Here is a 26,431-nt window from a genome sequence, read left to right as displayed (position 1 = left end):
CGGTCATGGTCGTTCTCCTCAGTTGGTGAGAAGTTTCCGCTAGACGCGGCCGCCGCTCGCGGATTGAACGTAACGGCTAAAGTCGCTCCAGCGTCGTCGCCGGCAATCCGAAGTTTCGTTTGAAGGTTCGGCTCAGATGCGCCGAATCCGCAAAGCCCGCGGCATGGGCGGCCTCGGTCAGCGACTTTCCCTGCGCATAGACATCCAGCGCGCGCACCAGCCGCAGCCAAAGAAGATAGGTGCGGAAGGCAAGGCCGGTCTGTTCGACGAACAAATGCCGGAGCCGGCTGGACGACAGGTGCACCCCCGCCGCGTCGGCGGCGCGTTCGAGCGAATCGTCCAGATGCATCGATGCCCGATCGATTACGCGCCGAATGCGCGGATCGGGAAGCGGCGCCCGAATCTCCGGTAGCAAAGCGGATACCGCCTGTTGCCCGGCTTGAAGCAATTGATCGGCCGTCGTCTCGGCGTCGAACGCCGCGGCGAGTGGCGCGAGCGCGGGCGCAAGCGGCCCGGCGTCGAACGACGCCAGTGCCCGATCCGCGAACAGGATGCGGCGAAGCGCCCTGCCCGATCGGCTTTCCGGCTCGACGAATATGATGGCCAGCAAGCCGTGCGCCTGAAAGCGATGCGGCACATCGGCGTCGACCGCGATAGCCGGCCCGCGCTCGGAGAAATCGTCGTTCCTCAGCTCGAGCCCGCCGGACAGGCTGATCGTAAGCTGGATCGCGTGATGCGCGTGCGGACGTGCATCGCCAAAGCCGTCCGGCGCGTCCAGCAGCCAGATGCTCACCCCCCCGCCCCATCGCCAGCTTCGCCCGTCCGCGTGTCATGTCACATCACTAGCAAAGCATCCGCATCGGGAAAGACGGCGCGTAACGCGATTCGCCCACCGCCGGGGCGCCGGATTCGCCGTCGCCGGCTAAAACCCCTCCGGCATCGCCACCGGCCCTATCACGCGTTCATATTCGCGGATCGCGAAGCGATCGGTCATGCCCGCGATATAATCGGCGATGTGGCGGCTGAGCGCGGGTTCCTCGCGCGGCACGTCGGCGCGCCACTCCTCCGGCATCAATTGCGGGTCGGCATGGAAGGCCGCGAACAGCCCCGACACCACGTCATGCGCGGCCGCCGCCGCCTCGAGCTGGCGCGGGTGGTGATAGAGATTGGCGTACATGAAGCGTTTGAGGTCGCGCTCCTCCTCGCGCATCGCGTCGGAGAAGGCGACGAGCGCGCGGCCGGCGGCGCGCACGTCCGTCGCATCGCCCACGCCCGATTCGGCGATACGCCGCTTCGTTTCGGTGATCAGATCGAGCACCATCGTCCCGATCTGCTGGCGCACCAGCTCGCGCGACAGCCGCCGGTCGGAGATGTCCGGGAAACGCTCGCGCGCCGCCGCCCAGCCGCGCGCCACCAGCGGCACGTCGCGCAATTGTTCCGGCGTCAGCAGCCCGGCGCGCAGGCCATCGTCGATATCGTGATTGTCATAAGCGATGTCGTCGGCGATCGCCGCGATCTGCGCCTCAAGGCTCGGCCAGGTGTCGAGTTCGAGCGCGGCATCCGCATCCGCCTGCGCCAGCGCCCAGCCGGGATGGCGCACCGGGCCATTGTGCTTGGCCAGCCCCTCCAGCGTCTCCCATGTCAGGTTCAGCCCGTCGAAGCGCGGATAGGAGCGCTCGATCCGCATCAGCGTGCGCAGCGCATGGCCATTATGGTCGAACCCGCCCGCCGCCATCGTCGCCGCCTTCAGCGCATCCTCGCCCGCATGGCCAAACGGCGGATGGCCGATATCGTGCGCGAGACAGATCGCCTCGGTAAGATCCTCGTTCAGTCCAAGCGTGCGCGCGATCGTGCGGCCGATCTGCGCCACCTCCAGGCTGTGCGTCAGCCGGACGCGGAAGTGATCGCCATCGGGGGCGAGGAACACCTGCGTCTTGTGGCGCAGCCGGCGGAAGGCGATCGAGTGGATGATGCGATCGCGATCGCGCTGATAATCGTCGCGCGGCCCGCGCGGCACGCCGCCCTGCTCCTGATGCAGCCGCCCGCGCCCCGCCGCCGGTTGCGACGCCCAGGGCGCGTGGGTGGCGCTCACTTGCTCTCGATCTTCGTCATCTTCTGCCCGGCCGTGCTGGTGAAGGTGAAGGCGGATACGCCCTCCTTCGCCAGCTTGTTGACCATCGCGCGAGCCTCCGCCTCCGTCTTGAACGGGCCGGTGACCACGCGATTGGTGGCGCGCAGCGGGGTGGTATAGGCGCTCTTGCCGGCGAGCGTCGCGGTCTTGCCCTTTACCGATGTCCACGCCTTGTGCAGATCGCCTTCGTTGGCGCCGCCCGCGACCTGCACCCAGATCCGCGCCGGCTGCGCCTTCTCCGCCTTGCGCTCCTCGGCGAGCTTTTTCGCTTCCTCGGCCTTTTTGGCTGCGGCGAGCTTTTTGGCCTCCTCCGCCTTTTTCTCGGCGAGCGTCTTCTTCTTCGGGGCCTCGGCGACCTCTTCCTCGGCCTTGGCGGTCGCCTTGCCGCGCCCGCGCGTCGCTTTCGCCTCGGGTGCGTCGGCGGTTTCGCTTTCCGCTTCCTCGGCCTTCGCGGCGGCCTTGCGCCGTGCCGCCGCGGTGCCGCGTGCCGGCTTCGCCTCCGCGATCTCGCCCGGAGGCTGATCCTTCTTCGGCGCGGCGGCGCGCACCGGCGCGGTTTCGCGCTTCACCGCCACGCGCGGCGGCGCTTCCTCACGCTCCGAATCCGGGACCGAGATACCCGCGATGATCTTCGCCAGGATCGAATCCTCGCTCATCTTGGGCGGCACCGGCGTCTTGGACGCAACCACGCGCGGCGGCGAGCGACGCGGCGGCGGGGCGACGGGCGGCGGCGCGCTCGCGATCTCGGCCGACGGCTGCGGCGCGGAATTGGTCACCACCGGCGGCGTCGGCGTCGGGCGAGCGATTTGCACCGGCGCGCGCGGCGGCAGCTTCTGGGTGATTTCCTGCGGCGCGGCGAAGACCACGCCATTGCCCGGATAGCTCGGCGGCGGCGGCAGCGCAGGGTCGGCCGACTTTTGCGGGACGGGCGTCGACGCCACGGCGATCGGCGCGGCCTTGCCCCCGCGACGCGCACGCTCGCGATCGCGCCGTTCGCGCGCGGTTTCGGCGCGGGCGGCGGGCGGCGGCGGCGTGGCGGCCGCGACTCGCACCGGCGCGCTCGTCTCTGGCCCCAGCGGCGGCAGCGACGGCGCCAGCCGCGCATCGGCCAGCCGCGCCGCGCTCGCCCGCACTTCTCCGAAATGCACCGCGAACGCCTTGTCCACCGGCGCAAGCGTCGGCAACCGCTGGAAGAAGCCCGCCAGCCCACCGGCCAGCCCGGACGGCATCATCGTCGTCGCGATCTTCTCCGCGCCCGGCACGTCGCCACCCAGCGCGAGAATGAAGGCCCGCGCACGCCAGGCACCGCGATCGCCATTACGGAGCAGCGGCTCGATCTGCTTCAGCGCCTCGTCCTGCCGCCCGGAAATGGCGAGCGACAGCGCATAGCGCCGCTGCACCTCATCCTGCGCGCCCGCCTTGAGCACCAGCCGGTAATCGCGTTGCGCGCGCTCCTGCTCACCGATCAGATCATAAGCGAGGCCGCGATCGCCAGCGAAACTGCGCGGATCGAGGCCATAACCCGCCGCCTGATCGAAATAGCGCAACGCCTCGCCCGGCCGCTCCTGCTGCACCAGGATCCGCGCCATGCCGGCTTTCACGCGGCCGTTCATCGGATCGACTTCTTCGGCGCGCTTGAACAGCGCCGCCGCCGCGCTCGCATCACCAAGCTTTAGCGACAGCTCGCCGGCGTTGATCAACGCATTGAGATCGCGGGGATTGGCGCCAAGCGTGCGCATCGCGGCGGCCAGCTGATCGGCATCGGAACCGGCCTGCGGCAGTTGCTGCACCATTTGGGCGGCGGCAGGCGCCGGGAGTGCGGCGGCCGAGGCCAGCAGCAGGAAGGCGAAGGAAATCGTGCGCTTCATCGCGTCGGAAAATGTCTCATCTGATACGGCGGAATGCCGAATTGCCTAGCGCGTGCGCCGCCACGCCGCCAGCGATGGCCGCGCCGCCCGCAATCGTCGAGCGCCGCTATGGCATCGCGCGCATCGGGCAGAAACCCGCCCGCGCCGATCCGGGGGCGGGAAGCGGCGAACGCCATCGACATCGCGACACGCCCCGCCCGCCTTGCGGCGATCCGCGCCGGCCGCTTCACGATCGAGCGGCCGGCGCGGGAATGCCGCAACGGCATATGCTGCTTACTGGTTGTTCTGGCGGTGCAGGAAGCGCGGGATATCCAGCGAATCCTTGTCTTCGCCGTCTTCCGGCCGCGCCGCGCCGCGCGACGCATTCTGCATCCGCTCGAACAACGTGCCGCCAAGCTTCACGCGCGGTGCCGGCGCGGCTTCCTCGCTGGCGTCGCTGCCGGATGACAACCAGCGGCGGCGCGGTGCCGGCGCCGGGGCATCATCCTCGAACACCTTCGGCGCCGCCTGCTCGGCGGCAGGCGCCGGTGCGGCAGCGGCTTCGGGCATGATCGTCTCGCTGCCCAGCAACAGTTCCTCATCGGCCGGCGACGCGGCGGTTTCGGGCTGCGCGACAACCTCGGTCAGTTCGATTTCCGGCTGCGCCGGCTCGGCTGCCTGAGCAGTTGCCGGCTGCTCGGCCACCGGCGCGGGGGCCGGGGCAGCGGGGGCGGGCGCTGGTTCGGCGCGACGCGGCGCGGAGAAGCTGAACGCGCGGGCCGGCTCGGGCGCCGGCGCGTCGGTGCGGGCTTCCGCCTCGATGCCGGTGGCGACGACCGAGACGCGGATCTTGCCTTCCAGCTCGGGGTTGAACGCCGAACCCCAGATGATGTTGGCGTCGGGATCGACCAGTTCGCGGATGTGGTTCGCGGCCTCGTCGACCTCAAGCAGGCGCATGTCCTCGCCGCCGGTGATCGAGATGATGACGCCCTTCGCGCCCTGCATCGACACGCCGTCGAGCAGCGGGTTGGCGATCGCCTTCTGCGCCGCCACGAGCGCACGGTCGTCGCCCTCGGCCTCGCCGGTGCCCATCATCGCCTTGCCCATCTCCTGCATCACCGAGCGGACGTCGGCGAAATCGAGGTTGATGAGGCCCGGCATGACCATCAGGTCGGTGATGCCGCGCACGCCCTGTTGCAGCACCTCGTCGGCCATTTCGAAGGCCTGTTTGAACGTGGTGTTGGCGTTGGCGATCAGGAACAGATTCTGGTTCGGGATGACGATCAGCGTATCGACATACTTCTGCAGCTCCTCGATCCCGCTTTCAGCGGATTTGGAGCGGCGGCTGCCTTCGAACGCGAACGGCTTGGTGACGACGCCGACGGTCAGGATGCCCATGTCACGCGCCGCCTTGGCGATGACCGGGGCCGCGCCCGTGCCAGTGCCGCCGCCCATGCCGGCGGCGATGAAGCACATGTGGGCGCCCTCGAGTCGCTTCGACATCGCCTCGATGGTTTCCTCGGCGGCGGCACGGCCGATTTCCGGCCGACTGCCCGCGCCCAGGCCCTGCGTGATCTTCGCCCCGAGCTGGATCTTTTCCGGCGCATTGGATTGCTTCAGCGCCTGGGCGTCCGTGTTGGCGACCAGGAAGTCGACCCCCTGCACCTCCGCGCGCATCATGTTGGCGATTGCGTTGCCGCCCGCGCCACCAACGCCGATCACCGCAATGCGCGGGGTCAGCTCATCCGATTCCGGGGTGATGAATTCGATTCCCATCGCGTACTTACTCCGCCTGTCCGGGCCGTTCCCCACAACCGGACGTGTCGATTAACCTTCCTGCAACATAGCGCCCGGCCGTGCCAGCCGAAAACCATTATGCAGCCTAATAATTGGCCTTCACCGTCTGGAAGAGGCGTTTGAGCGCCCTGATCCCCTTCGGTCGATAAACCTGCTGTTGCTGCTGCGGCGCCAGACCGCGCAGATCGATCGGATCGTTCGCCGCGAAAAAGGCGAGGCCAGCGAGCGTTGCGAAGCCCGGCCCGGAATGCGCCTCCGGCAATCCGGTCAACCCGCGTGGCCGCCCGACCCGCACCGAACGCCCCAGCACCTGCTGCGCATAATCGGCGATGCCTTTCAACTCCGCGCCGCCGCCGGTCAAGACCACCTGACGGTTGATCGGCCCTTCGAACTTCAATTCCTTGAGCGCGGCCTGCACCTCGCCCACCAATTGCTCCAGCCGGGTGCGGATCACCGCGATCAGCGCCGCCTTGGTGATCTGCAGCGCGTCGCCATCCTCCTCACGTGCGGGCGTGCGGATCGTGATCATCTCGTGATTGTCACGCGGGGAGGCGTTGGCCGAGCCGTGGAAGCACTTCATCCGCTCCGCCTGTCCGCGCGTCGTGCCAAAGGCGGAGGCGATGTCGTCGGTGATGTCGGCCGAGCCGATCGGGATCGATTTCAGCCCGACCAGCATCTCGCCCGCGAACAGCGAGACGTTGGTGATCCCCGCCCCGATCTCCACCAGCGCCACGCCCAGATCGCGCTCCTCGCCCGACAGGCAGGCGAAGCCGGTCGCGACCGGAGAAGCGATGATCGACTTCACCTCCAGATGTGCGGATCGCACGCACAGATCGAGGTTGCGCACCGGCGAGCCATCGGCCGCGATGACATGGATATGCACGCCCAGCCGATCGGCATGGAGCCCGAGCGGCTTCTTCACGCCCTCCAGCCCGTCGATCGTATAGAGCGCGGGCTGCGCGTGGAGCACCATCCGGCCCTGCGGGTCGATCGACTGGCGCCCTTCCTGCAACAGCGCGTCGATATCCGCCTGCTCGATCCGGTGGCCGTTCAGTTCCGATTCGATGAATGCTTCGTCGGACACGAGCCCGCCGGCGGAAAAGCCCGCCCAGACGTTCTCGATATTGATCCCCGCGATCCGCTCCGCCTGCTCCACCGCCTCGCGCACCGCGACCTCGGTGGCGGCCATGTCGGCGATATAGCCGCGCTTCACGCCGCGCGATTCGCGCTGGCCGGTGCCGAGCACGATCAGTTCGCCGCCATCGCCCTTTTGCGCGATCATCGCCGACACCTTGGAGGTGCCGATATCCAGCGCGGTGATCAGGCCCTCCGGTGCTGCCTTAGCCATATCCCCGTTCCCCCTTCATCAGACGTCGCCGACGCGTGCGACGCGCATCTCGCTGGTGGTGCCGCCATTTTCCCCCTGGTCGGCGTCAGCGCGATTGCTTTCCGGCCCCGGCTTGCGCGCGACCAATTTGGTCGGATCGCGCATGTCGAAGCGAACCCATCCCTTGCCGAGCAGCGGGCGAGCGCCCTCCATCTCGGCGAACTTCACCAGCGCGCGATCCGCGCCGTCCTGCGGCAGCAGCAGCGTCTCGCCGCTGTCGAACGTCAGATCCCAGCGCCGGTTCCCGACCCATGTCGCGGCCTTCACGCGCGGGCGCAACGCGGGCGCGGCGGCGAGCAGCTTCTGATAGCCCGCCTCCTGCTGCGCCGCGCCTGGGCCGATCACCAGCGGCAACCCGGCAGGCATATGGCCGGGATCGACCGGATCGAGCAGCGTGCCGGTAGCATCGATCAGCGTGAGCTGCCCTTCGTTCTGCCAGATCGCCGCCGGCTCGCGCTCGACGATGTGGATCAGCAGGCGATCGGGGAACCGCCGCGAGACATAAGCGTCCGCGATCCAGCCGTAAGCGAGCAGCCGCTTGCGCACCGCCTGAAGGTCCACCGCCAGCATCGGCCGCGCCACCGTCTGATTTTCCAGCGCGATGGCATAGACCGTCTCCCGATCCATCCGCTTCAGCCCGGTGATATCGACCTGCTCCACCCGCAAGCCCGCACGCCCGGCGCCCTCGGCCACCGCGCCACCGATCATCCCCGGCACGCCGAACCAGGTCGCGCCGGCAACCATCACCGTCGCGCCGACGCCAAGGAAAATCCACGTCACCGCGTGACGCAGCATATCGTGGCTGACCGGCAGCTTCGCGATCATCCGATCGCCGAGCGAGGCCTTGCGGCGCTTTGGCGCACCCGGACGGCGCGGCGGGGAGCGGCGGACTTGCTGGCGGCTCATACCCCCGCCTCCCGCAACGCTTCGTCGACGATCACCTGCACCAGCTCGGGATAGCTCATGCCGGTGTGCCGCGCCTGTTCGGGGACGAGGCTCAGCGGCGTCATGCCCGGCTGGGTGTTCACCTCGAGCAGGAACAGCCCATCCTCGCCGCGCTCGTCATCCCAGCGGAAATCGGCGCGGCTGCATCCCTTGCAGCCGAGCAGGCGATGCGCCTCGATCGCGATCGACATGCAGGCTTGCGCGATCTCGTCCGGCACCGGCGCGGGAAAGAGATGCTCGGTCATCCCGTCGGTATATTTGGCGTCGTAGTCGTAGAAGCCGCTTTTCGGGCGAAGCTCCGTCACGCCCAGCGCGCGCGGGCCGTCAGCGCCGCCCAGCACGGCAGTGGTCAGTTCGCGGCCGCGCACATAGGGTTCGGCGAGCAGTTCGTCGAACTCCTGCCACGGCCCCTTCACGTCGCGCCCGATCGGCGATCCGTAATTGCCGTTTTCGGTGACGATCGCGATGCCGACCGACGATCCCTCGTTGACCGGCTTCAGCACATAGGGGCGCGCCAGCGGATCGCCCTCGAACAATTCGGCCGACTTCACGATCCGCCCGCCCGGCATCGGGATGCCATGCGGGACGAGCTGGTTCTTGGTCAGCACCTTGTCGATCGCGATCACGGAGGTGGCGAGGCCCGAATGGGTATAGGTCAGGCCGAGCAGGTCCATCAGCCCCTGCACCGATCCGTCTTCCCCCGGCGTGCCGTGCAGCGCGTTGAACACCACATCGGGCTTCGCCTCGCTCAGCCGCGCGGCGACATCGCGCGCCATGTCGATCCGCGTCACGCGATGGCCGAGCGACTCCAGCGCCTCGGCGATCCCCGCGCCCGACGACAGCGACACCTCGCGCTCCGCAGACCAGCCGCCCATCAGCACGACGATGTGAAGTGGACGACGATCAGACACGCGAAACTCCTTGCGAAACAAGCGAAACCACCGGCGCGATACGGGCAGCGCGCATCATGCCGCCACTCCCACGCGCTGAATCTCCCATTCGAGCGTCACGCCGCTATGCGCCTTCACCCGCGCACGCACGTCTTCGCCCAGCCCCTCGATCTCCGCGCTGGTGGCGTGGCCGAGGTTCAGCAGGAAATTGGTGTGCTTTTCGCTCACCTGCGCGTCGCCGTTGCGCAAGCCCCGACAGCCCGCCGCATCGACCAGCGCCCACGCCTTTTCGCCCGGCGGGTTCTTGAAGGTCGATCCGCCGGTCTTGGAGCGCAGCGGCTGCGATGCCTCGCGCGATGCGGCGATGCGATCCATCTCCGCCTGGATCGCGGTCGGCTCGCCGGGTTCGCCGCGGAAGGTCGCGCTCACCACCACCGCGCCTTCGGGCAGGTCCGAATGGCGATAGGTATAGCCAAGCTCGGCCGCCGCCAGCACCCGGCGTTCGCCCGAGCGCAGGACGATCTCGCATTCGACCAGCACGTCCGCCGTCTCGCGGCCATAAGCGCCGCCGTTCATCCGGACGAAACCGCCGACCGTGCCGGGGATCGAGCGCAGGAATTCCACTCCGGCGATGCCGGCATCGCGCGCGGTGGACGAAACGAGGATGCCGCTCGCCCCGCCGCCGCATTTCAGCGTCGTCGTATCGAGCGCCTGAACCTTCGCAAACGCCTTGCCCAGCCGCACCACCACGCCCGCCACGCCGCCATCGCGCACGATCAAATTCGATCCCAGCCCCAGCGCCATCACGGGCACGGCGGGATCGAGCCGCACCATGAATTGCGCGAGATCGTCCGCGTCCTTCGGCTCGAACAGCCATTGCGCCGCACCGCCCGCCTTGAACCAGACGAGCGGCGCGAGCGGTGCATCCGGCGTCAGGCGACCGGCGACCTCAGGCATGGCAGCCAAGGAAACTATAGGCGCGACGCTCATCGTCGCGCCACGATCGCCGGAGCAAGCCCCGCCGCCCATTTGGTGATGTCGCCCGCGCCCAGGCAGACGACCTGATCGCCGCCGCGCACCACGCCCGCGAGCGTCTGCGCCAGCGCGTCCGCGTCCGCGATCGTCGCCGCCGCGCGATGGCCGCGCCGCTTCAACCCTTCGACCAGCGCATCCGCGTCAACGCCCTCGACCGGCGCTTCGCCCGCGGCATAGACCGGGGTGACATAGACCATGTCGGCGTCGTTGAACGCGCTCTGGAAGTCGTCCATCAGATTGCCGAGCCGCGAATAGCGATGCGGCTGCACCACCGCGATCACCCGGCCCTGCGCGCTTTCCCGCGCCGCGGACAGCACCGCGCGGATCTCCACCGGGTGGTGGCCGTAATCGTCGATCACGGTCGCCACGCCGCCTTCGGCCGGGACTTCGCCGACCTTGGTGAAGCGGCGTTTGACCCCGCCGAACTTCTCAAAGCCCTTCTGGATCGTCGCGTCGTCGATGCCCAGTTCCAGCGCCACGCCGATCGCGGCGAGCGCGTTCTGGACATTGTGGCGGCCGGGCATCGGCAGGTCGATATGCTCGATGGAGCGCGTCGCGCCGTCGCGCTCGCGGATGATCGCCTCGAAACGGTTGCCGCCCGGATAGGGGGTGACGTTCACGCCGCGCACGTCGGCGGACGCAGCGAAGCCGTATGTCACGATGCGCCGATCGCGCACGCGCGGGATCAGCGCCTGCACTTCCGGGTGGTCGAGGCACAGCAGTGCCGCACCGTAGAAGGGAACATTCTCGACGAACTCTACATACGCCTCTTTGGCGCGTTCAAAGTCACCGTAATGATCAAGATGTTCGGGATCGATATTCGTGACCACCGCGATCGTGCCGTCGAGCCGCAGGAAACTCCCGTCGCTTTCGTCGGCCTCAACTACCATCCAGTCGCTGCCGCCAAGCCGGGCGTTGCTGCCGTAACTGTTGATAATCCCGCCGTTAATCACGGTCGGGTCCACCCCACCGGCATCGAGCAGCGCCGCTACCATCGAGGTGGTGGTGGTCTTCCCATGCGTCCCCGCCACCGCAACGGTGGATTTCAAACGCATAAGCTCCGCCAGCATTTCCGCCCGCCGAACCACCGGCACCCGTCGTTCCAGCGCCGCTTCCACCTCCGGGTTGCCGCGCTTGATCGCGGTGGAGGTGACAACCACCGCCGCCTCGCCGAGATTTTCCGCCTTGTGCCCAATCGCGACCGGGATGCCGCGCGCCCGCAATCCCTCGATCACATATCCTTCTGCGACGTCGGAGCCCTGCACCTTATAGCCAAGGTTGTTCATCACCTCGGCGATGCCGGACATGCCGATCCCGCCGATACCGACGAAGTGGATCGTGCCGATATTGGTTGGCACGCCCTTCATGCGAACGCCTCCTTGCGGACAACCGGGCCGATCGGCAGCGCCGCACGCGGCGCATCGAGGCTTTCGACCAGATCAGCGAGATCGCGCGCCGCATCGGGCTTGCCGCACGCACGTGCACGCCCGGCGGCATTTTCCAGCGCCTCGGGATCGAGGCCCAGCTTCTGCATCTGCTTGGCAAGCTCAGACGGCGTGAACTGGCTTTGCGGAATCGTCCGCGCGCCCCCCGCCAGCGTGATCTCGCGCGCATTCGCGGTCTGATGATCGTCGGTCGCGATGGGGAGCGGAACGAGGATCGCCGGACGGCCAGCCACGGTGAGTTCCGCGAGCGTCGAGGCGCCCGCGCGCGCGATCACGACATGCGCCCAGCCGAGATGCTCCGGCAAGTCAGGCAGATAGGTCGCGAGATCGGCAGCGATATCGAGTTCGGCATATTTGGCGCGCACGGCATCGATATCCTCGATCCGCGCCTGATGCGTCACCTGCAAGCGCCGCCGGAAGGCGACCGGCAGCATGGCGAGGCCATCTGGCACCACCTTGCTCAGCACGCTCGCACCCTGCGATCCGCCGGTGACGAGCACCCGAAAGATGCCATCCTCCTCGAGCAGCGGATAGGGCTTCGCACGCAACGCCAGCACGCTGTCGCGCACCGGATTGCCGACGCAATGCGCCTTCATCTGATAGGCGGGCTTGAGGCGCTCCGTCTCGGCATAGGAGGTCGCGATCGCGTCCACCCGCCGCGCGACCAGCCGATTGACGCGCCCCAGCACGGCATTCTGCTCGTGAATCGCTGTCGGAATCTTCTCGGCAAAGGCAGCCGCTAGCGCCGGGAAAGCGGGATAGCCGCCAAAACCGATCACCGCCGCCGGGGTGAAGGTGCGATAGAGTTCGCGCGCCATCGCGCGGCCGCGCCACATCTCACGCGCGGCCTTGGCCCAGCCGAGCGGGCCGCCGCTGAGCCGCCCCGCGGGCAGGACATGCGTCTGCACCCCATCGAACAGGCCGGGAAAGCGCACGCCACGTTCGTCAGATACCAGCGCCACGCGATGCCCGCGACGGATCAGCTCTTCGGCCAGTGCAGCGGCGGGAACCATGTGCCCACCAGTCCCGCCGGCCGCGAGAACGAAATGCCGCGCCCGCGTCATAGCGCACCCCAGCGCGTGACATAGGGGCTGCGCAAAAGGAACGGGTTGCGGCGCGTGAAGGTGAGCAACAGGCCCATCCCGATCGACAGCGCGATCATCGATGAGCCGCCATAACTGATGAACGGCAAGGTCATGCCTTTTGACGGTGCGAGGCCGGTGTTGACCGCCATCGAGACCAGCGCCTGAGCGCCGAACTGGGTAGCAAGCCCGCCGGCCGCGAGCAGTTTGAAATTATCCTGTTCGTCGAGCAGCTTAACGAACACGCGCACGACGATCGCCAGAAACATCACCGCGATCACCATGCACGCGATCAAGCCGAACTCCTCGCCGATGACGGAGAAGATATAGTCAGTATGCGCTTCGGGAAGCCCGAATTTCACGCGGCCGCCGCCGGGGCCAGTGCCGGTCCACCCGCCAGCGGTCAGCGTGGCGTGCGCCGCGTTGGTCTGGAAATGGTCGCTCGCCCCTGCCCCCTCGGCATCGGGGAAGAGGAACGCGTCGATCCGCGTCCGCGCCGTGCCGTAGAAGACATAGGCCGCTACCAGCGCCGCCGGGGCCATCGCCACAAAGGCCGCGATCGTCCGCATCGGTGTACCCGCGATCATCAGCAGCGCCAGCCACACCGCGCAGAAGATGATCGTCTGCCCGAGATCCGGCTGAAGCATCAGCATCGCCGCGACCAGCCCGGTCATCGCGAAGGTGATCGTGGTGACGGGCAGCGATTCATCGCGCGCGCGCAGCGAAAGCAGCCACGCGACCGTGACGATGAAACACGGTTTGAGGAATTCGGATGGTTGGAACTGCGCGAGCCCGAAGCCGATCCAGCGCCGCGCGCCGTTCACCGATACGCCGACGAACGGTGTGATCAGCAGCAGCCCCGCGAAGATGCAACACCCCATCACCGCGAGCCGCCGCGCGGTATTCACCGGCAGCATCGAGGTGACGAACAACACCGGCAGTGACACCGCCACCCACATCACCTGCCGCCAGAAATAGTAGAGCGGCGGGAATTTCACATGTTCGCCCGAATAGCGCACCGCGCTCGCCGGGCTGGCCGCCGCAACCGCGAGCAAACCGACCGCGATCAGAGCCAGCGTGAGCAGCAGCAACACGCGGTCGGTATCCCAGAACCACGTGCCAAGCGGCGAGCGATCGCCGCGTCCCCCACGGCCTTTCAGCCGCGCGCGCAGCCCGGCGTCGGTGACGATCTCGACCTGCTCTTCGGTCATGCCAGCGCCCCCACCGCGTCGCGAAATGCCTGCGCGCGATGCTCATAATCGCGAAACTGATCAAAGGATGCCGCTGCCGGCGATAGCAGCACCGTGTCGCCGGGGCGTGCCTCGCGCGCCGCGCTCGCCACGGCGGCTGCGAGCGTTCCCGCCTCCTCCACCGGCATCGTGTCGCGCAGGATCGCGGCGAAGCGCGAACCCGCCTCGCCAATCGTATAGGCGCGCACGACGTGATCGAAATACGGCCGGCACGCGTCCAGATCGTCGCCCTTGGCCCGGCCGCCGACGATCCAGTGCACGCGCGGGAAAGCGCCCAGCGCAGGGGCGGTGCTTTCCGGGTTGGTCGCCTTGCTGTCGTCGACATAAGCGACACCAGCGACTTCGCGCACCTTTTCCATGCGATGCGGCAGACCCGCGAAGGTCTGCAACCCGCGATCGATATCCGTCTCGCTTACGCCCAGCGCCTTGGCCACTGCGATCGCGGCGAGCGCGTTCTGCGCGTTATGTGGGCCTTGCAGGCTCGGCCAGCGGGACTGATCCAGGCACACACCGGGCGCGATCTTGGTGAGGTGCTCGCCGCGCGCGGATAGCGACCGCGCGATCGCGGCCGACGCGGCGTCGCCGATCCCGATCACCGCCTCATGACGCGGCGATTGCATCGCGAACAGCCGCGCCTTGGACGCGACATAGCCATCGAAGCCGTCATAGCGATCGAGATGGTCGGGCGTAATATTGAGCAGAACCGCGACCTCGCAGTCGAGGCTTTGCGTCAGATCGATCTGATAGCTCGACAGCTCCAGCACATAGACGCCGCCCGCCGGCAGAGGCTCCTGCGCGAGAATCGGCAGGCCGATATTGCCGCCCATCAGCGCGGGAATGCCGGCCGTCTTCAGGATATGGGCGACAAGCGCGGTGGTGGTCGATTTGCCGTTGGTGCCGGTGATCCCGATCACTTTGTGCGCCGGCAACCCGGCACGCGCCTCAGCGAACAGCTCGATATCGCCGGTGATCGGGACGCGCGCCGCGCGCGCCCTCGCCGCGAGCGGATGCGTGTTGAGCGGTACGCCCGGCGACACGACGAGCGCATCGAACCCTGCGAGATCGATCGTATCGAGATCGGAGAACTCGACGCCCTCGCCGGCAAGTGCGTCGCGCCGTGCCGCGTCGGTATCCCAGGCCACGACCTGCGCCCCGCCGGCGACGAGCGCACGCACGGTCGCCGCGCCGGTCCGCGCCAGCCCCAGCACCGCATAGCGTTTGCCGCGCCAGAGGGGCGAGACGATCACCTGAGCTTCAGCGTCGACAGGCCGGCGAGCGCCAGCACCAGCGCGATGATCCAGAAACGGATCACCACGGTCGGCTCGCTCCAGCCGAGCTGTTCGAAGTGGTGGTGGATCGGCGCCATGCGGAACACGCGCTTTCCTGTGCGCTTATACACCGCGACCTGGATGATGACGGACATCGCCTCAACCACGAACAGGCCGCCGATGATCCCCAGCACGATCTCGTGATGCGCGATCACCGCGATCGTGCCCAGCGCGCCGCCAAGCGCGAGGCTGCCGGTATCGCCCATGAACACCGCCGCCGGCGGCGCATTGTACCATAAGAACGCCAGCCCCGCTCCGATCATCGCGCCGCAGAAGATTGCCAGATCGCCGGCGCGCGGCACATGCGGCAGCCCGAGATAATCCGCGAACTTCACGTTGCCGACCAGATAGACGATGATCATGAACGCCACCGCCGCGATGATCACCGGCATGGTGGCAAGCCCGTCCAGCCCGTCGGTCAGATTCACCGCATTGCCAAACGACACGATCGTGAAGGCAGCGAACAGCGGGTAAAGATAACCCAGTTCCAGATAATAGCGGTTGGTGAACGGCAGGAATAGGCCGGTGCCGTTTTCCTGGCTGATGATCCATGCCGCGATGCCCGCGATGATGAATTCCAGCAGCAGGCGGACGCGACCGGGGATGCCCGCGGTGGTCGCCTTGGTCACCTTGTCGTAATCGTCCATGAAGCCGATCGCGCCGAAACCCAGCGTGACGAACAGGCTCGCCCAGACGAAGGGATTGCGCAGATCCATCCAGATCAGGATCGCGAGGCTCAGGCTCGTCAGGATCATCAGGCCGCCCATCGTCGGCGTGCCGCGCTTGGCGAGGTGGGTCTGCGGCCCATCCGCCCGGATCGGCTGACCCTTGCCCTGCCGCACGCGTAGCCAGCCGATGAACTTCGGCCCGATGATCAGGCCGATGAACAGCGCCGTGGCGATCGCGCCGCCGGTGCGGAACGACAGATAGCGGATAAGATTGAGGACACTCGGGAAGCCGAGGCTCTCGGCGATCAGATACAACACTATGAAACGCCCCCGGCCAGCGCCGCGACAACCCGCGACAGCCCGACTCCGTTCGATCCCTTGACGAGCACCGCATCACCCGGCGCGATCACTTGTTTGAGGCGATCAAGCGCGGTTGCGGCATCGGGCACATGAACGAAATCGACGCGACCCTCAAGAGCCTGCGCCAGCGGCGCCATCCTTTCGCCGACCAGAAGCGCCGTTTCGACGCGCGCGGCGATCAGCGCCCCGGCCAGCGCGGCGTGATAGGCATCGCTCGCCTCACCCAGCTCGCGCATTTCACCGAGCACCGCAACGTGCCGCCCAGGCTCGTTTCCCAGCACTTCGAGCGTCGCCGCCATCGACGCCGGATTGGCGTTATAGCTTTCGTCGATCACCAGCGCCTCGCCTCCCCCGATCGCCGCCGTGAAACGCTCTCCTCGCCCGGTCAGGCCGCCCAATTCGCCGAGTGCCAGGCCGGCAAGCCCCAGGTCGCCGCCCGCGACATCGACTGCGGCGATCACCGCAAGCGCGTTCGACACCCAATGCTGTCCCGGCTGCGCGACGGTGAAGCTCAGCTCCCGCTCCCCGACCTTCGCGGTGACGAAAGTGCCGGTCGTCAGCCGCATGGTCTCGATCGGATGCACGTCCGCGCCCTTGTCCAGCCCGAAGGTGACGATCCGTGCGGCGTGCGGGCGAGCGGCCGCGATCAGCCGATCACGATGCGGGCTGTCATAGGGCACGATCGCGGTGCCGCCTGGCTCCAGCCCGCGGAAGATCTCGCCCTTGGCATCGGCGATCGCGCTTTCGTCGGCGAAGAATTCGGTATGCGCCGGGGCGATCGCGGTGACCATCGCGATATGCGGGCGGACGAGCGTGGTGAGGTGCGCCAGTTCGCCGGGATGGCTCATGCCCATCTCGAACACGCCGAAGCGCGTTTCGCGCGGCATCCGTGCAAGGCTCAGCGGCACGCCCGTATGGTTGTTGTAGCTTTTGACCGAGCGATGCACCGCGCCGCGTGCGCCACGATCGAGCGCCGCGAACAGCGCCTCCTTCGTGGAGGTCTTGCCGACCGATCCGGTGACACCGATCACCACACCCGCCATCCGCCCCCGGCTCGCACGCGCCATATCCTCCAGCGCGGCGAACGTATCGGCCACACGAACGTAAGGGTGCGCGGTATCTTCCGATACCAGCGCACCCGCCGCGCCCCGCGCGAAGGCATTGTCGAGGAAGCGATGACCGTCGGTCTCCGCGCCCTTCATAGCGACGAACAGATCGCCCGCGCCGATCTCCCGGCTGTCGAACGCGACACCGGAAACCGCAAAGTCGGCGGAGGCATGGCCGCTGGTGGCGGCCGCAATCTCAGCGGAGGTCCAAAGGCTCATCACCGGCCCATAGCATCCCGAAAAAGGCGAGCGGACCGCGTCAACGCAGCCCGCTCACCGTTTCACCGCTGACCAGTTCATAGCGCAACCCGAGCTTCTGGCGCTCGCGTGGGCGTTTCTCGCCATCGGCCTGGGCGAACGGACGAGCTGGAATGTTGATCTTCCTTTTCACGCTACCTCCCTTGCGACAGTCACGTCGTCAAACGGCAGGACGAGATCGCCAACGATCTGCCCCTGCTCATGCCCCTTGCCGGCGATCAGCACGATATCGGCCGCGCCAGCCATACCGACCGCATGGGCGATCGCCGCGCGGCGATCGCCGATTTCGATTGCGCCGGGCGCACCGGTCAGCAACTCCGCGCGGATCGCGGCAGGATTTTCGGTGCGCGGATTATCGTCGGTGACGATCACCACATCGGCCTGCGCCTCCGCGACCTGCCCCATCGGTTCACGCTTGCCATGATCGCGATCACCGCCCGCCCCGAACACCAGGATCAGCCGCCCGGTGACGTGCGGGCGCAGGGCAGCGATCGCCGCTTCCAGCGCATCCGGCGTGTGTGCGTAATCGACATAGATCGGCGCGCCGGATGCGGCGATCGCGGCGCGCTCCAGCCGCCCGCGAACCGGCTGAAGCCGCGCGAGATTGGCGATCGTTGTGGCGACATCCCCGCCGGTCGCGATCACCAGCCCTGCCGCGACAAGGGCGTTGGCGGCCTGATAGGCGCCGATCAGCGGCAGCGTTACCTTATACTCGCGCCCGTCGGCGGCGATCACCAGCCCCTGCCCCAGCAGCGTGGGATCGCGCGACACCAGCCGCAGCGTATCGCCATGTTCGCCCACCGTGATCAGCCCGTTGCGCCGCGCACGGGCGAGATCGATCACCCGCTCGGACTGCGGGTCGTCGACCCACACCACCGCCGTGCCGTCGTCGCCCAGCACCTCCGCGAACAGGCGCAGCTTGGCGGTGAAATAGGCCGCCATGTCGCCATGATAATCGAGGTGATCGCGGCTGAGATTGGTGAAGGCAGCCGCCGTTACGGGCACGCCCTCGGTGCGATATTGGCTGAGGCCATGGCTCGACGCCTCGAACGCCAGATGCGTCACGCCCTCGCGCGCCAGCCCGCCCACATTGGATAGGAATGTCACCACATCCGGGGTGGTGAGGCCCGTCGTCACGCGCTCATCGGCGGTGGCCACGCCAAGCGTGCCGATCGATGCGGCGTGATGCCCCGCCATGCGCCACAATTGGCGCGTCATCTCTACCGTGGAAGTCTTGCCGTTGGTTCCCGTGACGGCCACCGCGATCTCGGGGAACGGCGCGAAGAATTTCGCGGCCAGCGCAGCGAAGGCCGCGCGCGGATTGGTGGAGGCGATATGCAGCGCACCATCGACCTCCGCCTCCGGCCGCGCGACCACGGCGATCGCGCCGGCGGCAATCGCGGCGGGGATGTAATCCTCCCCATTCACGCGCTGCCCCTCGAACGCCCCGAAGATTGTTCCGGGCGCGACCTTGCGGTGATCGATCGCGAAGCCGGTCACCTGCGCGATCTCGTTGCCGCCGGTGAGCTGACCCAGCTTCATTCGGCGCTTCCTTTTTCTTCTTTCTTGCCCGTCGCTTTCCACAACAGCGCGTTCAAATGGCTGACATCGATATCGTGATGATCGTCGGGAATTACACCCAGCAGCGCGCCAGTGCGACTTATCACCCGGCTCACCACCGGGGCCACGGTATAAGCAGCGGTCGTCTGGAACGAATTCGCCTGAACCCGCTTGGGCGAATCCATCATCGCGATCACCACGTAGCGCGGCGCATCCATCGGGAAAGCCGCCGCGAAAGTGGAGACGTTGACGTTCCGCGCATAGCCGCCGCGTTGGGCGACCTCGGCCGTGCCGGTCTTGCCGCCGACGCGATAGCCCGGCGCTTCGCCCCGGCGCCCGGTGCCGTCCAGCACGACGAGCCGGAGCAGCTGGCGCATCCGGTCGCTGGTCGATTGCTGGAGCACGCGGCGCCCCTTCGGCTCCTGGCCCGGCGCGATCTTGAGCAGCGTCGGCGGATGCCAGACGCCGCCGTTGACCATCACGGCATAAGCGCTCGCCAGATGGAGCGGCGTCACCGCGATGCCATGGCCGTAAGCGGTGGTCATCACCGTGGTGCGCGCCCAATAGGTCGGCCACAGCGGCCGCGCCTTTTCGACCAGCTCAACCTCGGGCTTGGTATTGAACCCCAGCTTACGGAACATTTCCTGCATCCGCGCAGCCCCCACCATGTCCGCGATCCGGGCGGTGGCGATGTTCGACGAATAGATCAGGGTTTCGGGGATGTTGAGCCAGCGCTTCTGCTCATGTCCGCGATCGTCGTGGATCGTGAACCCGCCGACCTTCAATGGCACCGTCGCGTCGAAACGGCGGCTCATGTCGGTAACGACGCCATAGTCGATCGCCGCCGCCATCGCGAGCGGCTTAAACGTCGAGCCGAGCTCATAGACCGACTGGGTGACGTTGTTGCGCAATTCCTCGGTGCCGGCCATGCCAACCCGGTTGGGGTTGAACAGCGGGAACGACACCATCGCGATCACTTCGCCGGTATGCGCGTCCATCACGATGCCGGCCGCGCCCTTGGCCTGCATATCGTTCATCGCGCGGCCGAGTTCGCTTTCCATCGCCGCCTGCACGCGGCTGTCGATCGACAGCGCCACCGGCGCCGCGCTCTGCATCGGATCGGTCAGTCGCGCGTCGAGCGCGCGCTCCATCCCGCTCATCGGCTTGCCCTCGGTCGACAGGAAGCCGAGCGCATGCGCCGCCAGCGTCGATTGCGGATAAAGCCGCTGGGTCTGCCGTTCGAAGACGACGCCCGGCTCGCCGATCGCATTCACCGCTTCGACCAGCGCCGGGCTGGCGCGGCGATTGAGATAGGTGAACGGCACTCTCTTGGTAATCTGGGTATAGAACCACGGCTGATTGCCGACATCAGGCATCAGATCGGCGAGTTTTTGCGCGATCGCGCCACGATCACCAAGCAGGCGATCGGGATGTACACCGATCGTCCATGCATCGATCGTGCGCGCCAGCGGCTCGCCATTGCGATCGACGATATCCCCGCGCGGCGGGGCACCAAGGATGGACGCGCGCGTCGGCTTGCCCTCGATCGCCAGCCACACGAGCCGCCCGGCGACCACCGTCACCGCCGCGACGAACAGCAGCATCAGCATCATCAGGCGCATGTGCTGCGTCGCAAGCAGCGCGTGTCGCTGCTCGCTGGCTTTTACCGATCGGGCAGGGCGCGCGACCAGCGTGGTCAACGTAGCCGCCGTGCCTCGGCGCGAGCGCCGCTTGCCAGATCACCCAGGGTAGTGTCGCTCAGCAGCGACTTGTCGAGCATCGCGACCGCCTTCCCCTTACGCGATTCCGCTACCGGCGTCGGCGCGACCACGGCGGTGCGCAGCACGACGGCGGCGGTGAGCTTCGGCGCGTCCGGCTCGACCGGGCGCGACGCGACCTTCACCAGCGCCGCCGGGCGCGCCACGGCGGGCGCCTCATCGATCACCTGCGCCGGCGCGATCGGCGAAGGCAGCGACGGGACTACCAGCGCGGCGGTGCGGATTTCGCCCTGCTGCTGGCCCGGCATCGGCGCGGCGCGATCGAAGTTGATCGACGCAAGCTGCCCCTCGTCGCGCACGAACTGCCCGGCGGTGGGGGAAGCCAGCGCCAGCGTGTCGCCGTTCCAGCGTTCGAGCTGGGTAAGGTTCGAACGCACATCGAACTCCGTCTCCAGCGCACGGATATCGCGCTGCGCGAGGCCGATCCGACCGTTGAGCTGCTCAAGCCGCTTGCGCTCGGCAGCGACCTGAAGCGAGACGAGATAGAAACCCAGCGACACGATCACCACGCCGCCGAACCAACCCAGACCCTTCAACCGATAAGTCGCTGCCATCGTTACGCCTCCACTAACTCGGCGCCATCCCACGGTGCAGCGTCAGTGCGCCGCGCCATGCGCAACGTCGCCGAACGCGCCCGTGGGTTACGCGCCACTTCAGCCGCGGTCGGGCGAACAGCCTTCGCCGCCGGCTCAAAACTCGGTGCCCGCGCTTCGCGCGCTTCGGGGCGATGCCGCGACCCGGCTGGCATCGCCCCGCTCCGCTCGCGCAGAAATCGTTTCACCAGCCGGTCCTCCAGGCTGTGAAAGGTGACGACCGCGAGCCGGCCGCCCGGCGCGAGCACGCGCTCGGCGGCGGCGAGGCCCTGCACCAGTTCCTCCAGTTCGCGGTTCACATGGATGCGGATCGCCTGAAACGCGCGGGTAGCCGGATCCTTCTTGTCATGCGGGCGATGCCCCAGCGCGCGCCGAACGATCTGCGCCAATTGGCCGGTGGTGGTGAGCGGACGCGCCGCCACGATCGCCTTGGCGACACGGCGCGAGCGCGGCTCCTCGCCATAACGCCACAGCACGTCGGCGATCATCGCTTCGTCTGCGGTGTTGAGGAAATCGGCCGCTGACGGGCCCGATTGCGACATGCGCATGTCGAGGGGGCCATCTCCCTGAAAGGAGAAGCCGCGTTCCGGCTGGTCGAGTTGCATCGACGAAACGCCGATATCCATCACCACGCCGTCGACCGGCGGCACATCCCGCGCCTGAAGCTCGCCGGCGAGGGCGGAAAATTCGGCCGGCACGAGGATCAGGCCCGATTCGGACGCTTCGAGCGCACGCCCGCGCTCGATCGCATCAGGATCGCGATCGAACGCGAAGACTCGTGCGCCCGTCGCTAGCAAGGCACGGGTATAGCCGCCCGCGCCGAACGTCGCGTCGACCATAGTCTCGCCGCGCTTGGGGGTAAGCGCGGCGAGCACTTCGTCGAGCAGCACGGGGACATGGGGCTCAGCGCGGGCGGTCACAGCGCATGCCCCTTTTCCTCGCACGCGAACTCGACATATTCCTTGAGGAACGGGTCGATCCCCGGTGTTTCGATCAGGATCTTCGGGCTCCAGATCGTGATCCAGTGGAACGATCCGTGGAAGAACGCGACGTTGCCGATCCGCGCATATTTGCGCTCGAACGCCGGCATGATGAAACGCCCGCTGCCGTCGAACGGCAACGGCTCCGCGCCGCCGGCGCGATCGAGGATATTATAGTCGGTGCGGCCGGTCTTCTCGAACTGGGCGGCGTCGAGCAGCTCCAGCCGCTCTTTCCAGAACGGCACGAACTGCGGATCATACGCGATCAGGCAGCGATGTTCGGGGTGCGGCGCGATGATGACGGTCCCGCCATCCTTGCCGTCTTCGCGCGGGGAGTTCTTCGCGAGCATGGCGCGCAAGGTGTTAGGAATGGCGACCCGCGACTTATCGTCGACGAGTGCGATTCCTTTTCCCTGATAGTCGACCCTGCCCGACACGCCCACCTCATCCGCGACGGACGCGCCTCTCCGGTCCGCGAAACGGCCCATCCGGCCGTCCCGGCAGTCGCGAAGATAAAAAACAGCGAGTCCGCCCCTCTGCAGCTCTGATTAGTATCAGGGCCGCTCGGGGATGGGAAGGGAAATCTGGGGAAATTCGGGGAAATGGGGGTCAGCCGGGCGGCTTTCCTCCGGAATCGCTCTCCGCAAGCCATGCGCGTTCCGCGTTCGTTCGCACGATCAGGCATGCCGAATCCGGGGAGAAGCAGGGAATCCCCGCTCGTTCCCCGGATTTCCCCGGCGATTCCTCGATGATCATGGTCGATGTCACTGGCGCGGCGCGGCGGGGGCGGCGCCGTTGGCGGTGGCGGGTGCCACCCCTAATTCGGCGAGCGGCTCGTTTGGCGCGGTCGCGGGCACGTTATTGTTGGCGAGCGTCATGTTGGCGACCGCATCCGCCTTGGGCGAGTCAATCGCGGCGACCGGCCGCTCCTGGCTGGCCGCACTGAAAATCGCGCTGGCGAGGCCGATGAGCAGAACCACCGCAGCGAGGCCAATCAGGCCCACTCGCACGCGCTGCATCGTCTGGCTGGTTGTTGATGTTTCGGTCTTCATCCGTCCTACAAGACTAACGCCTTGTCGCCCGAATGTCGAATATGGCGCCGATCAGCGACGCTCCAACCCCTTCGCCGCCAGCCATTCCGGGTTGTAGAGCGTGGAAAGATAACGAAAACCCGTGTCGCACAAAATCGTCGCGATCCGCTTGCCCGGCCCCAGATCGCGCGCCAGTCGCACCGCACCGGCGACGTTGATCCCCGACGACAGGCCGAGACACAGCCCCTCTTCGCGCAGCAGACGCTCGACCCAATCGAGCCCCTCCTGATCGGGGATGCGGTATTGCGCGTCGATCGGCGCGCCTTCCAGATTGGCGGTGATCCGGCCCTGCCCGATCCCTTCGGCGACCGAATTGCCCTCGGCCTTCAACTCGCCATGCGCATAATATTCGTAGAGCGCGGCGCCGTGCGGATCGCTGAGCGCGATCGTCACTTTCTCGTCCTTCGCCTTCAGCCCCATGCCGACCCCGGCGAGCGTCCCGCCGGTGCCGACCGCGCATGTGAAGCCGTCGATCCGGCCATCCATCTGCGCCCAGATCTCTTCCGCCGTGCCGATGATATGCGCCTTGCGGTTGGCGATATTGTCGAACTGGTTGGCCCATATCGCGCCCGGCGTTTCCTCCGCGATCCGGCGCGAGGTGTGCACGAAATGGCAGGGATTCGAATATGGCGCCGCCGGGACGGTCACCAGTTCGGCGCCGAGTGCGCGCAGCGTATCCATCTTCTCCTTGGATTGCGTATCCGGCATCACGATGATCGTGCGATAACCCTTCGCATTGGCGACCAGCGCCAGCCCGATCCCCGTGTTGCCGGCCGTGCCCTCAACGATCGTGCCACCCGGCCGCAACTGCCCGCGCGCCTCCGCATCCTCGACGATGAAGAGCGCCGCGCGATCCTTCACGCTGGCGCCGGGATTGGCGAATTCGCATTTGCCGAAGATATCGCAGCCGGTTTCGTCGCTCGGCCCTCTCAGCCGGACGAGCGGGGTGTTGCCGATAAGCGCGAGTGTGTCAGGGGCGGTATGCATGACGCATTAGATGCCCCCGTCGATCGATCGCGGCAACCACGCTTGCGCTTTAGCGGCGAATAGCCCGGCTGATGCCGTGACAATTGAGGGAAAGGGCGGCACGAAGCGGGCGATAATCGCACCATGGCACGCAAATCTTCCTTCCCACCTGTTACCGACAATCGCACCCGCGTGCTTATCCTCGGCAGCCTGCCGGGCGAGCGCAGCCTTGCCGAACAGCGCTATTACGCACATCCGCAGAACCAGTTCTGGCGCCTCCTCGGCCACGCGCTAAGCCGCGATCTCGCGGCACTTCCCTATGACGCGCGACTCACCGCGCTCATCGCGGCGCGGGTTGGGCTGTGGGACGTGGTCGCCTCCGCGCACCGCGCGGGCAGCACCGATGCCGCGATCCGCGATCATGCCGCCAACAATCTCCCCGCAATGATCGACTCGCTGCCGCAACTCCGCGCGGTCGCGTTCAACGGCGGCACCGCGCTGCGCCTCGGGCGACCTTTGCTCGAAACGCGCGCGCTGACGCTCGTAGCCTTGCCGTCGTCGAGCGCGCTTCACACGATCGGCATCGCGGCAAAACAGCCCGCCTGGGACGCGCTCCGTGCATTTTTGGGCTGATTCGCCACCATCACGACGGGTGAAGGATATAAAATTGCATGCGAGGCCGTTTGCCGCCTTGACGAAGGCGGCATCGGGCGTATGGCGTCGCGATGTTATGAAGAGCCTCATCCTCCTCCCTGCCGCTGCGGCGCTGTTCGCGCTTTCCGCCTGCAATTCGAAGCCGGAAAAGCCTGAAGTGCTCGACATCAATCCCGATCCGATGGCCGCCGAGCTCGCCAACAAAGGCACGGTTGAGCTGCCGCCGTCGATCAAGGCGGAAAAGACCTTCCGCTGCAAGGACAACAGCCTCGTCTATGTCACCTTCTTCCAGGGCGACAAGCAGGCGTTCGTGAAGACGAAGAAGGACGGCACGCCGACCGTGCTGAAAGCCGAGAAGACCGGCGATCCGCTGGTTGCCGAGGGCGGCTGGAAGCTGACGGGCGACACCGCGCACATCACGCTGGATCAGGCGGGCAAGGGCTCGCAGACCTGCAAGTCGTAATTCTAGCAAATCATCAATTTACGGGCCGGCGCACATGTTGCGCCGGCCTTTTTAATTGTCGGCGGCGCTTGCCACGCGCGGCGCGGCGCGGCACGTTCGGCATATGGCGACGATCGCGGTCTATAGCCTGAAGGGCGGCGTCGGAAAAACGACGCTGGCCGCCAATCTCGCCTGGTGCGCGGCGACGCGATCGGCGCGCCGCACGCTGCTATGGGATCTCGATCCGCAGGCCGCTGCAAGCTGGATCCTCGGGCGCGAAGGGAAGCGCGATCGGGCGCAGGCCGCCTTTTCACGCGAAGTCGATGCCCATCGGCTGATCCGCACGACCGATACCGAGCGACTCGATCTCCTGCCCGCCGATGCGTCGCTGCGCGATCTCGATCACCTGCTGCGTGAGATGGATAAGAAGAAGCGGCTGAGCAAGCTGATCGCCGGGCTTGGCGACTATGACCGCGTGATCCTCGATTGCCCGCCGGGGCTGACCGAGACCGCAGAGCAAGTCGCCCGCGCGGCCGATCTGATCGTGATACCAGTCGTCCCCTCCCCGCTCGCGCAGCGCGCCTATGAGGAAATCGAGCGCCATCTCGGCGGCCGCACGCCAACGCTGCCGGTGCATGCGCTGGTCGATCGCCGACGGCGGATGCATATCGATGCGGTTGCCGCACAGCCCGATTGGCCGATAATTCCAATGGCCAGCGTGGTGGAGACCGCATCGGCCGCCCACCGCGCGGTGGGCGACGCCGCGCCACGTTCGGCCGCAGCAGCCGCTTTTCTGAATATCTGGCAGAGGATCGAGCGACGACTCGCTTCCTGAATT

At 67.2% G+C, this 26,431-nt stretch carries 26 protein-coding genes; 3 read left to right on the top strand and 23 right to left on the bottom strand.

Annotated features, from left to right (window positions below):
- Positions 1 to 76 precede the first annotated feature (76 nt).
- The 23 genes from P0Y64_10075 to P0Y64_09965 all read right to left on the bottom strand — a co-directional run bounded on the left by P0Y64_10075 (position 77) and on the right by P0Y64_09965 (position 24,518).
- Positions 77 to 793 carry an AraC family transcriptional regulator gene (locus P0Y64_10075; protein ID WEK41762.1) on the bottom strand — a complete coding sequence of 239 codons (717 nt, stop codon included), beginning with the start codon at positions 791 to 793 and terminating at the stop codon, positions 77 to 79.
- A gap of 129 nt (positions 794 to 922) precedes the next feature.
- Positions 923 to 2,092, bottom strand: a complete 1,170-nt coding sequence (locus tag P0Y64_10070; GenBank protein ID WEK41761.1) for a deoxyguanosinetriphosphate triphosphohydrolase — start codon at positions 2,090 to 2,092, stop codon at positions 923 to 925.
- Positions 2,089 to 3,999, bottom strand: coding sequence for a tetratricopeptide repeat protein (locus tag P0Y64_10065; protein WEK41760.1), 1,911 nt, complete (start codon positions 3,997 to 3,999; stop codon positions 2,089 to 2,091). Before P0Y64_10065 ends, P0Y64_10070 begins: the two co-directional genes overlap by 4 nt.
- Entirely contained in the window at positions 3,996 to 4,265 is a 270-nt protein-coding gene (locus P0Y64_10060; protein ID WEK41759.1) for a hypothetical protein, read from the bottom strand. Before P0Y64_10060 ends, P0Y64_10065 begins: the two co-directional genes overlap by 4 nt.
- A 7-nt stretch (positions 4,266 to 4,272) precedes the next feature.
- Entirely contained in the window at positions 4,273 to 5,754 is a 1,482-nt protein-coding gene (ftsZ, locus tag P0Y64_10055; protein ID WEK41758.1) for a cell division protein FtsZ, read from the bottom strand.
- 106 nt (positions 5,755 to 5,860) lie between these two features.
- On the bottom strand, positions 5,861 to 7,123 hold the full coding sequence (gene ftsA / locus P0Y64_10050; GenBank protein ID WEK41757.1) for a cell division protein FtsA: 1,263 nt from the start codon (positions 7,121 to 7,123) through the stop codon (positions 5,861 to 5,863).
- An 18-nt stretch (positions 7,124 to 7,141) separates the two neighbouring features.
- Entirely contained in the window at positions 7,142 to 8,068 is a 927-nt protein-coding gene (locus tag P0Y64_10045) for an FtsQ-type POTRA domain-containing protein (protein WEK41756.1), read from the bottom strand.
- The gene (locus P0Y64_10040) at positions 8,065 to 8,982 is read right to left on the bottom strand and encodes a D-alanine--D-alanine ligase (protein WEK45031.1); all 918 of its coding nucleotides are present in this window, start codon (positions 8,980 to 8,982) and stop codon (positions 8,065 to 8,067) included. Before P0Y64_10040 ends, P0Y64_10045 begins: the two co-directional genes overlap by 4 nt.
- A 90-nt stretch (positions 8,983 to 9,072) precedes the next feature.
- Positions 9,073 to 9,954, bottom strand: a complete 882-nt coding sequence (murB, locus tag P0Y64_10035) for a UDP-N-acetylmuramate dehydrogenase (protein WEK41755.1) — start codon at positions 9,952 to 9,954, stop codon at positions 9,073 to 9,075.
- Between the two features lie 29 nt (positions 9,955 to 9,983).
- On the bottom strand, positions 9,984 to 11,399 hold the full coding sequence (gene murC, locus P0Y64_10030; protein ID WEK41754.1) for a UDP-N-acetylmuramate--L-alanine ligase: 1,416 nt from the start codon (positions 11,397 to 11,399) through the stop codon (positions 9,984 to 9,986).
- Complete coding sequence (murG, locus tag P0Y64_10025) at positions 11,396 to 12,541, bottom strand: undecaprenyldiphospho-muramoylpentapeptide beta-N-acetylglucosaminyltransferase (protein ID WEK41753.1); 1,146 nt, start codon at positions 12,539 to 12,541, stop codon at positions 11,396 to 11,398. The genes murC and murG overlap by 4 nt, the downstream gene beginning before the upstream one ends.
- Positions 12,538 to 13,770, bottom strand: a complete 1,233-nt coding sequence (locus tag P0Y64_10020) for a putative peptidoglycan glycosyltransferase FtsW (GenBank protein WEK41752.1) — start codon at positions 13,768 to 13,770, stop codon at positions 12,538 to 12,540. The genes murG and P0Y64_10020 overlap by 4 nt, the downstream gene beginning before the upstream one ends.
- Positions 13,767 to 15,056 (bottom strand): UDP-N-acetylmuramoyl-L-alanine--D-glutamate ligase, encoded by a 1,290-nt coding sequence (murD, locus tag P0Y64_10015; GenBank protein WEK41751.1) that lies wholly within the window; start codon positions 15,054 to 15,056, stop codon positions 13,767 to 13,769. The genes P0Y64_10020 and murD overlap by 4 nt, the downstream gene beginning before the upstream one ends.
- The gene (gene mraY / locus P0Y64_10010; protein WEK41750.1) at positions 15,053 to 16,123 is read right to left on the bottom strand and encodes a phospho-N-acetylmuramoyl-pentapeptide-transferase; all 1,071 of its coding nucleotides are present in this window, start codon (positions 16,121 to 16,123) and stop codon (positions 15,053 to 15,055) included. The genes murD and mraY overlap by 4 nt, the downstream gene beginning before the upstream one ends.
- Entirely contained in the window at positions 16,123 to 17,490 is a 1,368-nt protein-coding gene (locus P0Y64_10005; protein ID WEK41749.1) for a UDP-N-acetylmuramoyl-tripeptide--D-alanyl-D-alanine ligase, read from the bottom strand. The genes mraY and P0Y64_10005 overlap by 1 nt, the downstream gene beginning before the upstream one ends.
- 40 nt (positions 17,491 to 17,530) lie before the next feature.
- A complete protein-coding gene (locus P0Y64_10000; protein WEK41748.1) occupies positions 17,531 to 17,662 on the bottom strand; it encodes a hypothetical protein in 132 nt (43 codons plus the stop codon).
- Entirely contained in the window at positions 17,659 to 19,071 is a 1,413-nt protein-coding gene (locus P0Y64_09995) for a UDP-N-acetylmuramoyl-L-alanyl-D-glutamate--2,6-diaminopimelate ligase (protein WEK41747.1), read from the bottom strand. The genes P0Y64_10000 and P0Y64_09995 overlap by 4 nt, the downstream gene beginning before the upstream one ends.
- Positions 19,068 to 20,789 (bottom strand): penicillin-binding protein 2, encoded by a 1,722-nt coding sequence (locus P0Y64_09990; protein ID WEK41746.1) that lies wholly within the window; start codon positions 20,787 to 20,789, stop codon positions 19,068 to 19,070. Before P0Y64_09990 ends, P0Y64_09995 begins: the two co-directional genes overlap by 4 nt.
- Positions 20,786 to 21,421, bottom strand: coding sequence for a hypothetical protein (locus P0Y64_09985; GenBank protein ID WEK41745.1), 636 nt, complete (start codon positions 21,419 to 21,421; stop codon positions 20,786 to 20,788). The genes P0Y64_09990 and P0Y64_09985 overlap by 4 nt, the downstream gene beginning before the upstream one ends.
- 2 nt (positions 21,422 to 21,423) lie before the next feature.
- The gene (gene rsmH / locus P0Y64_09980; protein WEK41744.1) at positions 21,424 to 22,380 is read right to left on the bottom strand and encodes a 16S rRNA (cytosine(1402)-N(4))-methyltransferase RsmH; all 957 of its coding nucleotides are present in this window, start codon (positions 22,378 to 22,380) and stop codon (positions 21,424 to 21,426) included.
- The gene (locus tag P0Y64_09975) at positions 22,377 to 22,928 is read right to left on the bottom strand and encodes a division/cell wall cluster transcriptional repressor MraZ (protein WEK41743.1); all 552 of its coding nucleotides are present in this window, start codon (positions 22,926 to 22,928) and stop codon (positions 22,377 to 22,379) included. The genes rsmH and P0Y64_09975 overlap by 4 nt, the downstream gene beginning before the upstream one ends.
- 276 nt (positions 22,929 to 23,204) lie before the next feature.
- Entirely contained in the window at positions 23,205 to 23,492 is a 288-nt protein-coding gene (locus tag P0Y64_09970; protein ID WEK41742.1) for a hypothetical protein, read from the bottom strand.
- A 51-nt stretch (positions 23,493 to 23,543) separates the two neighbouring features.
- Positions 23,544 to 24,518, bottom strand: a complete 975-nt coding sequence (locus tag P0Y64_09965) for a cysteine synthase A (GenBank protein ID WEK41741.1) — start codon at positions 24,516 to 24,518, stop codon at positions 23,544 to 23,546.
- A gap of 123 nt (positions 24,519 to 24,641) precedes the next feature.
- Here P0Y64_09965 and P0Y64_09960 point away from each other — a divergent pair, with 123 nt between their 5' ends.
- The 3 genes from P0Y64_09960 to P0Y64_09950 all read left to right on the top strand — a co-directional run bounded on the left by P0Y64_09960 (position 24,642) and on the right by P0Y64_09950 (position 26,428).
- A complete protein-coding gene (locus tag P0Y64_09960) occupies positions 24,642 to 25,130 on the top strand; it encodes a DNA-deoxyinosine glycosylase (protein ID WEK41740.1) in 489 nt (162 codons plus the stop codon).
- Between the two features lie 97 nt (positions 25,131 to 25,227).
- Positions 25,228 to 25,614 carry a hypothetical protein gene (locus tag P0Y64_09955; GenBank protein WEK41739.1) on the top strand — a complete coding sequence of 129 codons (387 nt, stop codon included), beginning with the start codon at positions 25,228 to 25,230 and terminating at the stop codon, positions 25,612 to 25,614.
- Positions 25,615 to 25,717: 103 nt separating this feature from the next.
- Positions 25,718 to 26,428 (top strand): ParA family protein, encoded by a 711-nt coding sequence (locus P0Y64_09950; protein WEK45030.1) that lies wholly within the window; start codon positions 25,718 to 25,720, stop codon positions 26,426 to 26,428.
- Positions 26,429 to 26,431 lie beyond the last annotated feature (3 nt).

The sequence above is a fragment of the Candidatus Sphingomonas colombiensis genome, from assembly GCA_029202845.1.
GTDB classification, from domain to species: Bacteria; Pseudomonadota; Alphaproteobacteria; order Sphingomonadales; family Sphingomonadaceae; genus Sphingomonas; species Sphingomonas colombiensis.
This window is presented reverse-complemented; position numbering and strand designations above follow the sequence as displayed.